Raw genomic sequence first — 13,596 nt, forward strand, 5'->3', positions numbered from 1 at the left:
GTTTCTCTTGTAGGCGGTTGCTTTAGCCCCGCGCTATCATCCGACCTAAATATTTCCATGGGATAAATCCCATGCTACATTGTTATGTTTGCGAACATACTTTAAAAGGAAACCTACTATGCGATCCGCTTACCTAATCGGCTTGTTTCTTACGCTTTTTGCAACACAGCTGTTTGCCTTAGACCGAACTTTAATCGCGGAATCCCCTGAAGATGTAACTCCCTTATTAAATGGCCAAACTATTCCCAATGTGACACTGCGCACTGCGACTGGTGCGCCGGTTAGTTTGCAGGCGATGATTATGCAAAAACCGACGATTATATTGTTCTATCGTGGGGGATGGTGTCCCTATTGCAGCCGTCAATTAGCAGAGCTCAAAGATATCGAGCAACCTTTGGTTGATTTAGGTTATCAAATATTAGCAATATCGCCCGAATCACCAACACGTTTACAAGAGCAAAAACTAGAAACTGAATTTGCCGTGCAGTTGTTATCAGACGAAAGTTTACAGGCCATCAAAGGGGTTGGAATTGGTTTTTATGTACCTGCGGAAACAAAATCTAGATACAAAGAGAAAAACAACATAGTGTTAACCGAAGATGCGGACAGTGAACGGGCGGTATTGCCGGCTCCTTCAGTGTTTATTACCGACAAAACAGGCTTAATCAAATTCAACTATGTTAATCCAAACTTTAAAGTAAGACCTTCTGCAGAGCTGCTTTTACAAGCAGCCAAACTAAGTTTGTAATTACTTACTTAAGTTGTGAGCCCTTTCAAACAATTAAAATTGAACAGGGCTCAGTTATTCTCTAATTTGAACTTTTGACACTGAATGTCTCTTCGTTGAGGATCCGAACTTCACGTTGAGGGAATGGTATTTCAATGCCATTTTCTCTAAGGGTTTCAAAGATTATTAACATCAAATCCCCGCCAACGCGATTTTTGCCATCATCAATGCCCTCCATCCAGAATTCCACAAACATGTTTACCCCAGAGTCCCCGAAACTATCAATTTCACAATCTGGGCGTTCTTCAAATGGTACGTCCGGGCCGCTGATGACAGAAGGGTGTTCGGCCACCGCCACTTTAATAAACTCTACCATCGAGCGTATGTCTGTTGCGTATGGCACTGAAAAATCTACTCGATAACGCTGCTTAGGATCTTTATGAGTCCAATTGACCATTAAATTGGAAATGAATTTTTCATTGGGTACCAGAATGTCTTTGCCGTCGTAGGTTTCTAGAACCGTGTATCGCATTCTGAACTCACGGACGAATCCTTTACTGCCGTCATCCATTTCCACAAAATCGCCAACGGTTAACGAGCGATCTAGCAAAATGATAATGCCTGAAATAAAGTTCGAAGCGATGGATTGTAAACCTAAACCCAACCCTACACCGACGGCGCCACCAAACACGGCAAGCGCAGTTAGATTAATGCCCATCACATTTAACAATAACAGTGCAATAATGCAAAATACCGCGACCTCAAAGAGTTTCGAAAAAACTTCTCTAGTACGAATATCTATCGATTCTTGTTTACGAATGATGTCTTTGCCAAAGCTATTAGATGCGCGTCCAAGCCAAAATAGCACTGCACCGAAAATCAGCACTCTTACCACGCCGTATGCGGTGATATTAACGTTACCTAAGGTAAGAGATATGTCTTCCAGTGCAACAATAACAGTGCTAAGTGAGCCGGTTAAATGCAGCAGTAAAATCGGTAATCCCACCCACTTGAATAGTTTCGCGGCGATAGTATTTACAACCAACACGCGAATCATTGAGTAATAGAAAAGTAAAACCGCAATGGTCAAGGCTGTATCCAAAAGCCATGTTGAAAAGCCTGCATTGTGGACTGTTTCGATAATCACTTTTAAGGTAATCAATGCAATCAATGGATAAACCAAATAACCCACTCGATAGGCGAGTTTACGCATAGGGTGAGCGCTTGAGTCTGGTTCGTAGTGAGTTAGTCCTACCGCATTTCGTATTTTGCGAGCCAACCAAAAAGCCAATAAGTAGACAAACAGCACTATGGAAACTTGAGCATAAGTATTTGGGTTGGTTAAAGTGCTAAGAATAACTAACCATAATTGATCAGCTTGGGTGGAAATGGTTTCTAGGTTCATATCAATTCACATTTTCAAATTTCTAAACTTACTATGAACCAATACCGTCAATTCGTATAGTTGGTTCGGAATAATTGCACTAAGTATAGACTTGGTTTTTATCCAATTTCAGGTCGGTGTTCATGTTAAAAGCAATCTTAAGCGTGAAACTTCGTGTATTTTAGATAGGTTAAAAGCCTTTAAATATCAGCGGGCAGGGGCTTTGTCCAAGGTTTTGTATTTTTAGCCTTCAGAATAGTTGTATTCTGCTGGCTGTAAGGCAAAATAACAGGTTGTTTCGTTCTGAATAAAAAGGCTCAGATGCAATCTCTGGCAATAACAAAATTAACCGAATTAAAAGGTGTAGGCAGCAAAGTTGCTGAAAAGCTCGAAAAAATTGGGTTAGTTACCATTCAGGACATGCTGTTCCATTTGCCCCTTCGTTACGAAGATCGCACGCGTATCTACCCCATTGGCGATTTGCAGCCCTTTTTGCACACAAGCATTGAAGGGGAAGTAATGTCTTGTGATGTGCAATTTGGCCGAAAACGGATGTTGGTGGTGCGAGTAAGTGACAATACTGGCACCCTTACCTTACGCTTTTTCCATTTCTCGGCAGCACAAAAAAACAGTTTAGAAAAAGGCACCACGATTCGTGCTTTCGGCGAAGTGCGGGCAGGCAAATTCGGCTTAGAAATGATGCATCCTGAATATCGCGTTAAACGTGATGAATCCGTCAGCGAGTTGGAAGAATCACTTACTCCAGTGTATCCCACCACCGAAGGCGTAAAGCAAATCACTCTACGCAATCTTAGTGAGCAAGCTTTAACTAAACTGAAACAGGGTGGTCTAGCGGAACTGTTGCCTGATAATCTTTACGTGGCACAAATTAGCCTAGTCGATGCGCTATCGCTCGTCCATAGGCCGCCTCCCGATGTCGCCTTGTCGCTATTAGAGGAAGGCAAACATCCAGCTCAGCAACGCTTGATCATCGAAGAACTACTAGCTCACCATTTAAGCGTTTTAAAGGTTCGCCAACAAAGTAAGCGCCAACAAACTTTTTCGATTCCGATTTCTACAGCGTTAATCGACCAGTTTTTAGGAAACTTACCCTTTACTCCAACCAACGCACAATCCCGTGTGGTAGATGAAATTCAGCATGATATGCAACAAGACTCGCCAATGATGCGGTTAGTCCAGGGAGATGTGGGCTCTGGTAAAACATTGGTGGCGGCAATGGCAGCTTTGTCTGCTATAGGTGCAGGTTTCCAAGTGGTAATGATGGCACCCACTGAGCTGCTGGCAGAACAACATGCCAATAACTTTAGTGATTGGCTTTCACCGCTTAATATTCGAATTGGTTGGCTGGCCGGTAAGTTAAAAGGTAAAGCCAGAGAATCGGTATTAACTGAACTGAAAAATGGTCAGATTGATATGCTCATAGGTACTCATGCGGTTTTCCAAGAAGCGGTTGAGTATCATAAACTTGCCTTAGTTATTGTCGATGAACAACATAGATTTGGTGTGCACCAGCGTTTGGCGTTACGAGAGAAAGGCGAGCTACAGGGGGCGTTTCCCCATCAACTGATTATGACCGCAACCCCTATTCCACGAACCTTAGCGATGACAGCGTATGCGGATCTTGATACCTCGATAATTGATGAGCTACCCCCAGGGCGCACGCCAATCACCACAGTTGTGTTACCCGATACGCGGCGAGGTGAAGTGATTGAAAGAGTGCGCAACGCTGCAGTTAACCAGAAGCGTCAAACTTATTGGGTCTGTACTCTTATTGATGAGTCAGAAGTGTTGCAGTGTCAGGCCGCAGAAGACACAGCTATTGCCCTGCATACCGCTTTACCCGAATTAAAGGTAGGACTGGTTCATGGCCGCCTGAAATCGCAAGAAAAACAGCAAATCATGGAGCAATTTAAGCAAGGTGAATTGGACTTATTAGTGGCCACAACCGTAATAGAAGTGGGGGTCGATGTACCTAATGCTAGTTTAATGATTATTGAAAACCCCGAGCGGCTTGGCTTAGCACAATTACACCAGTTGCGAGGGCGAGTAGGGCGGGGCTCAGTGGAAAGTCATTGTGTGTTGATGTATCAAAGTCCATTGTCGAAAACCGCGAGCAAACGGTTAAAAGTGTTGCGTGAATCCCATGATGGTTTTTATATTGCGCAACAAGACCTTGAAATACGAGGGCCGGGGGAGTTGCTTGGTACTAAGCAAACTGGATTGGCGGATCTCAGAATTGCTGATTTAATTAGAGATGCCGAACTCATCCCTCAAGTTCAAAATATTGCTTCTCATATGTGGCAACATTATCCGTCAAAATCTCAAGCCATCATTAATCGCTGGCTAGGACATAAAGAGCGTTATGGCCATGCTTAAGCTAATATTAACTGAACCGGAAAATCCACAATTACAGGAACAAGCTGTTATTTGGCAAACAAACTGGGGATTGGAAATTGATAATCAGCAAACTCAGGGATTAGCGCTAGTATTAGATCAACACTATTTGGCCCTTAAACAGTTGGATGAACCCAAATTGGGCGCGGTGTTTGTAGACTTTGCATCTGATGTATTGACCTTCAGACGACAACAAACCAGTGTTAAAAAAGAATCCATAGCAAAGGCTGTGGGCATCAAAGGAAATGTTTTTCCGCGGATTTTAGATGCAACCGCTGGTTTAGGCCGAGATGCATTTATATTGGCAAGCTTTGGTTGCCACGTAGATATGATTGAACGATCCAAAGAAGTAGCTGCCTTATTAGAAGATGGTTTGCAGCGAGCTAAATCTCAACCACTGGTGAGTGATTGGCTACCGCAACGAATGACTCTTTTGCGCGGCACAGCGACGGAAATTATGGCGAGTTGGCAAAATACACAACCGGATGTGGTGTATTTGGACCCTATGTTTCCCCATCGCAAAAAATCGGCGCTAGTGAAAAAAGAAATGCGCTTGTTCCAAACGTTGCTGGGAGTCGATGAAGATGCGGATGACTTACTCGAACCTGCGCTAAAATTAGCAAAACAACGAGTTGTGGTAAAAAGGCCAGATACGGCTCCTTACCTAAATGATAAACAACCTAATATGTCGATTAAAGGCAAAAAGCTTCGCTTTGATGTCTATTTGACCAACCTATAGAATTAATTGGAGAACATTATGATTAGTAAAGGCAGTGAGTTACCAGAAGCAAATGTCACAGCAAGAATTAATGGTGAAATGAAAACATTCACAACCACAGACCTTTTCGCTGACAAAAAGGTTGTTTTGTTTGCTGTGCCTGGTGCATTCACACCAACTTGTTCACAAGCACATTTACCTGGTTATGTGACACTAGCCGATAAAATCAAAGCCAAAGGCGTCGACACTATTATTTGTTTATCAGTAAACGATGCCTTCGTGATGGAAGCTTGGGGTAAACAACACAATGCCGACGAGATTTTAATGTTAGCCGATGGCGATGGTAATTTTACCAGTGCAATCGGTATGAACATCGACACCGGCACATTTGGTGGCGTCCGTTCGTGTCGTTATAGCATGTTGGTCGAAGATGGCGTTATCAAAGTAGCAAATATTGAAGAACCAGGCACATTCGAAGTTAGTGATGCCGAGACAATGTTGAAGTCTCTGTAGGCCGGTGCTTTAACCCCGCGGTTCGGTATTTTTCCACGGCCTAAAGGCCGTGCAACAGGTGGACGTTCTTGCAGGCGGGTGCTTTAGCCCCGCGGTTCGGTATTTTTCCACGGCCTAAAGGCCGTGCTACGAGAATGTTTTTTGTAGGCGGGTGTTTTAACCCCGCGGTAGGTGGACGTTCTTGTAGGCGGGTGCTTTAACCCCGCGGTTCGGTATTTTTCCATGGCCTGAAGGCCATGCTACGGGAATGTTCTTGTAGGCGGGTGCTTTAGCCCCACGGTAGGTGGACGTTTTTGTAGGCGGGTGCTTTAGCGCCGCGCTCTAGCATTAAGCTTTCATGGCCTGAAGGCCATGCTACAGGTGGTTGTTCTTGTAGGCGGGTGTTTTAACCCCGCGCTCTAGCATTAAGCTTTCATGGCCTAAAGACCATGCTACGGGGGTATTGTCCTCTGCCGGATAAATCCCGTGCCACACCTTCTTGGAAACGATATAATGCCCCTCAACAATTTGCGTAGATATTTCTAATCGCTCAAATTTCATCACACACAAAAACAGAGTATATATTGAAACAACTTGATGTCATTGTCATCGGCGCGGGTGCTGCCGGTTTATTTTGTGCAGCTGAGGCCGCTAAGCGCGGTCGGAAGGTACAGGTACTGGATCACGCTAAACGTATTGGTGGCAAAATATTGATGTCAGGGGGGGGGCGTTGTAACTTCACAAACATGTATGCCAGCCCCGAAAACTTTCTTTCAGACAATCCCCATTATTGTAAATCAGCCCTAAGTCGTTACACCCAATGGGACTTCATTGGGTTGGTCGCTGAATACGGAATCGCTTATCACGAGAAAACTCTCGGGCAATTATTTTGTGATGATTCTGCCAAAGATATCCTCAATATGCTATTGCAAGAATGCGATAAGGCAGGGGCTGGGGTGACTAATCAATGTGAAATTCTCGATATTGATAAAACATCCGATGGATTTACTTTGCAAACCAGCAAAGGTGAATATAGGTGCGAGTCGCTGGTGGTGGCCACCGGTGGCTTATCTATGCCGAAATTAGGCGCATCACCATTCGGCTTCAAAATAGCTGAACAGTTTGGTTTAAGCGTAAAACCAACGCGGGCTGGACTGGTTCCTTTCACGTTACACGAGCAAGACAAAAGCGTATTAGCCGAGTTAAGTGGCATTTCTTTAGACGCGCGAGCAAGCTGCAATAATACTAGTTTTAACGAAAATATCTTATTCACCCATCGCGGTTTAAGCGGCCCAGCGGTGTTACAAATTTCATCGTTTTGGCATCCAGGTCAAGAGGTTGAGTTTGATTTGTTTCCCAACGGCGATTTACTCGAAGAATTGAACCAAAGCCAGCAACAGTCACCAGATAGTTTGTTAGCGACCGCGTTATCTAAGCACTTTCCAAAACGCTACGTACAGACGGCGTTACCCTATTTGGGATTACAAAATAAACCCCTTAAACAATTCCAAGGTAAGCAGCTTGAGCAAGTTTCCGCAGCCTTCCATCAATGGCAATTAAAACCCAATGGCACAGAGGGCTATCGAACAGCAGAAGTCACTTTGGGCGGCGTCGATACTAATCAACTATCGTCGAAAACCATGATGGCAAACGACATCGATGGCCTATTTTTTATCGGTGAAGTGGTCGATGTCACCGGTTGGCTTGGCGGCTATAATTTCCAATGGGCCTGGAGCAGCGCTTGGGTTGCTGGGCAAAATGTTTAAATTGTGGGCAGACAATAAAGTTTGTCCATAGACAATAAAGTTTGTCCACACTACTTAATATATACAATAAAGTTTGTCCTTTCATCTGGCTTACTCTATTCTACGATTAGTCATTAATTATTTAGCCGTGGCTTTTTTATGGCAAGACGCAAGTTAGAAACATTTCCTGACTACAATCGAGCATTGAAAAACAAATATGGGATTGGTGAGGGTGAATTTTATAAACCGTGGCTAAGAGTTCAAGATGTAACATCTAAAGGTGTGCGTTCTCAGATTCCAGGTATTAAATCGAAGCGAAAGCATCATTTCATGTCGTTGATCGAAACTGAGTTGTTTTATTTAGCTGAATTTAGTGATTCGGTTGTCGATATTAGGGAGCAATTCCCTCTTCTCCCCATTAATTTATCAATAAAAATTGCTAAATCATTAGATATTAAACATCCGGCACATCCTGTAAGTAAAGAACCCATAGTAATCACTACCGATTTATTACTGACTCGAAAAATTAATAACGCAATCGTTTATGAAGCATTTTCAGTTAAACCTGAGGGTGACTCAGGTGATCTTCGGGTTATTGAAAAAATTGAAATAGAGCGCCTTTGGTGGGAACTATTGGGTGTTAAGTTCCACTATTACACTGGTAGCCAAGATACTGCTATTCAAAGTAAAAACATCAAATGGGCGACTCACAGTATACGTTCAGATATACCAACCTTTTCAGATAACTATATATCGGCAGGTTTACAGCTTATTCCGATAGGCAAGGTGTTTATTAAAGATATTTGCAATGACTTTATGAAGCATTTGGAGATTAAACCTGAAAATGCGTTAGAGCTATTAAGAAGCTTAATTGGTTATAAATATATAAGCGTCAATTTATCTAACCAATTAGAGCGTGATGATATTATTGAAATTTATTCGAAAGCTGATTTTAATCAAGGTGTCGCGCTTGGAAATTCTTAGGAATAGCATTTGGGACATAAAAAGCTTTGATGGTGTCGAGTCTGGCTTATGGCGAATATTGTTAGCAGACGAAGCCCATAATTTTACTATCATGTATCCTATTAATGATTCTAAAAAGGAAAAACGGCCTATTTTGGTCGATTTCGATGCCTTCAAACATGCCATAAGTGAGCATTACATTTTCAAAGGCAGTTTCAAATTACCTGTATATATGTTGAAGGATGACTCAGAAATTAGTGAGCAACATATTAAAATCAGGGATGAAAACTATGCGTTAATCAAAGAGTTAGTTGATGATCAAGATCTTCTTATTAAGCTGTCTACGGTTAGGCGAGTAAATAGTGTTGGTCGCCACGCTGACAAGGTGGGTGCAGGTGTGAGAAAGATCCACCGATTACTCAAACAATTTTACAAGTATGGGCAAACCCGAAATGCTCTTCTACCTGCGTATAGTGCCTGTGGAGGACTTGGTAAAACAAAGATTGTGAAGACTACACCTTTAGGTTCGCCCAAAAAAGCAAGAACGCTAACGGTAGAGAGAACAAATAATTTCATCGTAACAGATGTTGATAAGAGTAAGTTCCGTAAGATTCTCAAAAAACATTATTTCAAAGCCCATGGCAAACCTCTTTCAGATACTTACAAAGAGATGCTACGAACTTACTATTCAGATGAAATAAAAATGGCAAATGCACTAGGAAGCGTTCCTTACGTGCCTAGTTTGAGGCAGTTAAGTTATTGGAAGCGGAAACTCTTTAGTGACGCAGAATCAATTAGATTGACAACCACTGAGCGAGATTATTTGCTTAATCGAAGGGGGGTGATGGGAAGCGCAAGCACGAAGTGGTCAGTACCTGGAGATTGTTTTGAAATTGACGCAACAGTTGCTGATGCTCATATCGTCTCAGAATGGTCACCAAATCTGATTCTCGGTCGCCCTACTATTTACTCAATTGTAGATAGAGCAAGCGGGGCAATATGTGGAATAAACGTATCTTTGTTCTATGCGTCATGGAGAGCAGCCCGTCAAGCACTTGCTAACGCTTTCCTACCTAAAGTGTCTTACTGCAAAGAGTTTGGCATTGATATTCAAGATAGCGATTGGCCGATTCATCATATTCCACTCACACTAATGTGTGACAATGGAGAAATGATAGGCCTCCAGCCGCAAAAGCTTGTTGTCCCCTTAACTGAACTGCAATTATCACCACCCTATCGACCTGATTTTAAGTCATTTGTAGAGAATCGCTTCGGGCTTCTCAACAAGGAATTGATTCATGATCTATTAGGAACAACGCGTGGTGGCAAAGTGGTACGCGGAGATAAAGATCCTCGAAAGGATGCGATTTATACCCTTAAAGATTTCACTAAACTACTTATAAACGCTGTCCTTGAGCTTAATAGATCAAAATACGATAGATTGGCTGAATCGAGTCCTCTACTTATAAAACATAATCTAACACCGAACCCAATTAATTTTTGGAAAATAAATGTTCTAAATCATAAACATTCATTACAAATTGCGAATGAGAGTGAGGTCATTAGTCGGATGTATCCGCCGGCGAAGTCAACAATGACCGAGCGAGGCATTGAATTTAATGGACTTTATTACTCTTGTGAACGAGTAATTAAGGACAATTTGGCCGCAATTGCTAGGACAAACGGGAGTTGGAAGCTTGATGCCCGTATCAATGAAAATACGACAAATTATATGTATGTCAGGTTCAACAAAAATGATGACTTTGTTAAGTGTAATCTCCTCCCACGAAGCAATATGTTCGAGAGCAAGCCAATGTATGAAGTGGAAGTATTCCAAGATTGGCGTGAGCAGAAAGATGCTGAAACACCGATAACTGTAGAATCTATTGATAGCAGCACGATGCGTAAAGAAAAGGAAAAATCAGCAAAAGCTACGACTCCCGAAAAACCAGCGCCCTTTTCCCAACGCGTTAAAAATATCCGCGAAAATAGAAAAAATGAAATTAATAGCACGAGTAATGTGATTGATGACAGCAGACCTACAGAACCATTATCGCCTGAATCTGTAGCAATTGATTCGGCGAAAAAGAAAACAGTGTTTTTACCTCGCAGACCAAAAGGGAAGTAAACAGTGCGTACAGAACAAGCAACTTACCACGAAGCAATTCTTCCTGAATACAGGGGTAATCCATGGATAGAGGCACTACCTAGAAAAGTAAGTGCCGATGAGATAATGGATAAATTTAGTAATTACCCCGATCTTGATATTCATATTCGAGAAAACCCCGATCCATTGATTAGAGCTGAATATACAATCCGTTTAAAGGCGCTTCGCCAACCGCTTCCACTTTATGCTGAGGTTTTCAGAGCTATGGAAACTGCGCTAAAAGATGGCTATTCGGCTAAAAATCCATTTACACCAACAACTGCACAATATCTTCATTTTGCATCCGATGAGCGACCCAAAATTGAACCTAAAACAGGTTATTTTGAACCGAAAGCAGAAGGGTTGACCTTAGTTGGCGATAGCGGTGTGGGCAAATCTAGCATGCTTGAGCAAGTGCTCAACTATTTCCCAAATGTAATAATGCATAACGATTACAATGGCAAAAAAATGGAGTATCAACGCCAGATTGTGTGGATTAAAGTTGATTGCCCTCACAATTCAAGTGTACGCGACCTATGTGAAGAAATACTTTCTTGCATTGACGATATTGTCCAAGAGGGAAAAACAAAACCTGCAACAACTATAGGAGCATTAACCAGACAAATAGAGCAAAAAATTAAGGTGAACTTCTTAGGCATGCTTGTTATCGATGAAATGCAAAGGCTTACTTTAAAAAGAACAGGGGGAGAGAACAATCTTCTTAATTTTATACATACCCTTGTAAACAAGTTGGGTATACCGATGTTCTTCTGCGCAAATCCGCCATTTGACGATACTTTAGCGCGAACACTCAAAGCTGCTAGACGAGCAGAAGGTGGCGGTTATTTTATAATGAAGCAACTTACTAGGAACAGTCAGGAATGGGAATATTTTATACAAGAACTATGGGATTTGCATTGGACTGATATTACAACTGAGCTGACTGAGGAGTTAGACAATACAATTTTTGAGCTTTCTGTTGGTAACCTTGACATGGCTCATCGTATATACAGAGATGCGCAAAGGCTGGTCATAGGCTCGGGTGACGAGCGTATTACAGTAGGAGTTCTGCAACAAGCGGCGCTTAGTGCTCTTGGCTTATCGTCTAAAACAAAAGAAGTGATAAATTTGCGCGATGAAATCACAATGCCTCGCCGTAACCGCCGTGTTGCCAATCAAACAATTGTCACTGAGGTTAAAGATACCTCAATTACATCTGCTCCTATTGCAGACGTAACAAGGCCGCAGCATCCTGAATTCTCAGCGAAGCTATTAGAATTAACTGCCTGTATCGATCTTCTATCTCGCATTGAGGATCCAGACTTATTAAGACGGGGAGTGGACGAGGAGGATGCCAATGAATATTTTCGTGGTATTGGCATCCTTTGCGACGATCCACTAAAGCAACTTGCATGATGCGTGGTTTAAGAGCCTTGATCAATGTGGGTGCCAATTGCCTTACCAGATGAATCTTTTTATAGCAGGATAGTACGAAGTCTTACGCTAACTGGCATGCCAGTAGATAAATTTTTGAATACTTACTTCAATAGGAAGCGGGTTTCTATTCACCCGTATCTAACCGTTGGGATAGGTTCCATTGCAAGCCTATCGCGAAATGAGGTTGAATGTGTAATCAATCAACAAACCTTGATAAAGCTTTTTAAGTACTACCAACCAAAACGATCACAGGAGATTAATAATGCATTGATGGCTGGCAATTGTAATGCTGTACTTCGAGCTTGCAACTTGGCTAGTTTTAAGGAAACAGAAATTTTAACGGTTAAGTATTGTCCATTATGCGCTAAAAAAGATATGTATGAACATGGTGTAAGTTATTGGCATATTTCTCATCAGATACCAGGGGTTGAGTCATGCAGTGAGCATCCTGTCAGGTTAAACAGACTAGTGTTACCAGCAAGAATATATGTCGCGCCATCCTTCCTACCACCTCATAACATGCCTGCTGACAGCTCAAATAAAATAACCTCAGATTTTGCAAGGTTTGCCAATACATTTATTTTCAATGAGTTAGCATATTCAGACTTTTTTGATTTAACAGAACTCAGGGAATCACTATATAAATCTGGCTATTTACTTACGTCTGGAACGATTAAAAATAAAAAATTAACGACTGACTTAAAAAGTTTAGCTGCTAAATTGGCGTTACCGAATGACATGCTCATACCTCTTCAAACAGCGAAAACAAATTATGTTTATCATCTGGTGAATGGAAAGTTCGCTCAACACCCTTTCAAGCACCTACTTATCTCGTTCATGTTGTCAGCGAACTCAGAGAAAAATGATAGAGCTACGTTAAATATAAAAGCAAAAGAGAGCTACCAAACAGAGTGTCTTGAATTGCTAAAAAAGGGAATGCCTATACTGCAAATTCATCGTAAAACTGGTAAGAGTAGGTGTTATATCAAACAACTAGCATTGTTGAATAACATAGAGATAAAAAAAATCCCGCGCACCATTGACGAATTTGCTATCAAAAAAGTTTTGGATTTGGCATATAAAGGTTTTCATCGTGAGTATATTGCAAATAGCTTAGGTATTTCCGTTGGGAGTGTTGAGCAGATTATTTCTTGTGATCCTGGCTTGGTTGAAAAGAGAAAATGTTATAAATTTGAGTCTAAGCGCAGACGATGCAGGCTAGAAATTAGACGTTGTATAGGTCGCTACCCCACTGCAATCAAACAAGAAATAAAAAACCAGTGTTATACAGCGTTTCATTGGTTGTATCGTAATGACAAATATTGGCTTAATAATTCGTTGCCACCCCCTCAAAAAAATAAGTTTCATCGGATAATTGATTGGGCTGAACGAGATATTACCTTAGCTAAGAGAGTTGCCGACATATTAGTTAAAACTGATGACAACATATCTCTAAGCAAGCTTGATAAGCAAATCGGCGGACATGGGTGGCTACTGAAGAGTAAAGGAAAGTTGCCTTTAACAATGAATATGATCAACAAATTCATGACTAATAACTGAGAATATAAT

The 13,596-nt window shown here is 41.7% G+C and carries 10 protein-coding genes; 9 read left to right on the plus strand and 1 reads right to left on the minus strand.

The features are described 5' to 3' along the window. Positions 1 to 118 precede the first annotated feature (118 nt). Positions 119 to 748, plus strand: coding sequence for a peroxiredoxin-like family protein (locus KO530_RS15960; protein WP_216049457.1), 630 nt, complete (start codon positions 119 to 121; stop codon positions 746 to 748). 61 nt (positions 749 to 809) lie between these two features. On the opposite strand, the gene KO530_RS15965 is transcribed toward KO530_RS15960, so the two are convergent. Beyond that, entirely contained in the window at positions 810 to 2,132 is a 1,323-nt protein-coding gene (locus KO530_RS15965; protein ID WP_216049458.1) for a mechanosensitive ion channel family protein, read from the minus strand. Positions 2,133 to 2,432: 300 nt separating this feature from the next. Here KO530_RS15965 and recG point away from each other — a divergent pair, with 300 nt between their 5' ends. The 8 genes from recG (at position 2,433) to KO530_RS16005 (ending at position 13,587) form a co-directional block, all read left to right on the plus strand. Then, positions 2,433 to 4,508 (plus strand): ATP-dependent DNA helicase RecG, encoded by a 2,076-nt coding sequence (gene recG / locus KO530_RS15970; protein ID WP_216049459.1) that lies wholly within the window; start codon positions 2,433 to 2,435, stop codon positions 4,506 to 4,508. After that, on the plus strand, positions 4,501 to 5,265 hold the full coding sequence (locus tag KO530_RS15975; protein WP_216049460.1) for a class I SAM-dependent methyltransferase: 765 nt from the start codon (positions 4,501 to 4,503) through the stop codon (positions 5,263 to 5,265). The genes recG and KO530_RS15975 overlap by 8 nt, the downstream gene beginning before the upstream one ends. An 18-nt stretch (positions 5,266 to 5,283) precedes the next feature. Beyond that, positions 5,284 to 5,757, plus strand: coding sequence for a peroxiredoxin (locus KO530_RS15980; protein WP_216049461.1), 474 nt, complete (start codon positions 5,284 to 5,286; stop codon positions 5,755 to 5,757). A 563-nt stretch (positions 5,758 to 6,320) separates the two neighbouring features. Continuing rightward, a complete protein-coding gene (locus KO530_RS15985; RefSeq protein WP_216049462.1) occupies positions 6,321 to 7,502 on the plus strand; it encodes an NAD(P)/FAD-dependent oxidoreductase in 1,182 nt (393 codons plus the stop codon). A 138-nt stretch (positions 7,503 to 7,640) separates the two neighbouring features. Continuing rightward, positions 7,641 to 8,465 (plus strand): TnsA endonuclease N-terminal domain-containing protein, encoded by an 825-nt coding sequence (locus KO530_RS15990; RefSeq protein WP_208805174.1) that lies wholly within the window; start codon positions 7,641 to 7,643, stop codon positions 8,463 to 8,465. Beyond that, entirely contained in the window at positions 8,443 to 10,572 is a 2,130-nt protein-coding gene (locus tag KO530_RS15995) for a transposase (RefSeq protein WP_354667881.1), read from the plus strand. Before KO530_RS15990 ends, KO530_RS15995 begins: the two co-directional genes overlap by 23 nt. A gap of 3 nt (positions 10,573 to 10,575) precedes the next feature. Then, complete coding sequence (locus KO530_RS16000; RefSeq protein ID WP_216049464.1) at positions 10,576 to 12,006, plus strand: ATP-binding protein; 1,431 nt, start codon at positions 10,576 to 10,578, stop codon at positions 12,004 to 12,006. A gap of 24 nt (positions 12,007 to 12,030) precedes the next feature. Further along, entirely contained in the window at positions 12,031 to 13,587 is a 1,557-nt protein-coding gene (locus KO530_RS16005; protein WP_216049465.1) for a TnsD family Tn7-like transposition protein, read from the plus strand. Positions 13,588 to 13,596 lie beyond the last annotated feature (9 nt).

Origin of the sequence: Aliiglaciecola lipolytica, from assembly GCF_018860635.1 — a bacterium.
GTDB lineage: Bacteria > Pseudomonadota > Gammaproteobacteria > Enterobacterales > Alteromonadaceae > Aliiglaciecola > Aliiglaciecola lipolytica_A.

Bases quoted from the DNA above. Each gene is read 5' to 3' on its own strand.
- KO530_RS15960 (WP_216049457.1), top strand. From the start codon at position 119: ATGCGATCCGCTTACCTAATCGGCTTGTTTCTTACGCTTTTTGCAACA.
- KO530_RS15965 (WP_216049458.1), bottom strand. From the start codon at position 2,132: ATGAACCTAGAAACCATTTCCACCCAAGCTGATCAATTATGGTTAGTT.
- recG (WP_216049459.1), top strand. From the start codon at position 2,433: ATGCAATCTCTGGCAATAACAAAATTAACCGAATTAAAAGGTGTAGGC.
- KO530_RS15975 (WP_216049460.1), top strand. From the start codon at position 4,501: ATGCTTAAGCTAATATTAACTGAACCGGAAAATCCACAATTACAGGAA.
- KO530_RS15980 (WP_216049461.1), top strand. From the start codon at position 5,284: ATGATTAGTAAAGGCAGTGAGTTACCAGAAGCAAATGTCACAGCAAGA.
- KO530_RS15990 (WP_208805174.1), top strand. From the start codon at position 7,641: ATGGCAAGACGCAAGTTAGAAACATTTCCTGACTACAATCGAGCATTG.
- KO530_RS16005 (WP_216049465.1), top strand. From the start codon at position 12,031: ATGTGGGTGCCAATTGCCTTACCAGATGAATCTTTTTATAGCAGGATA.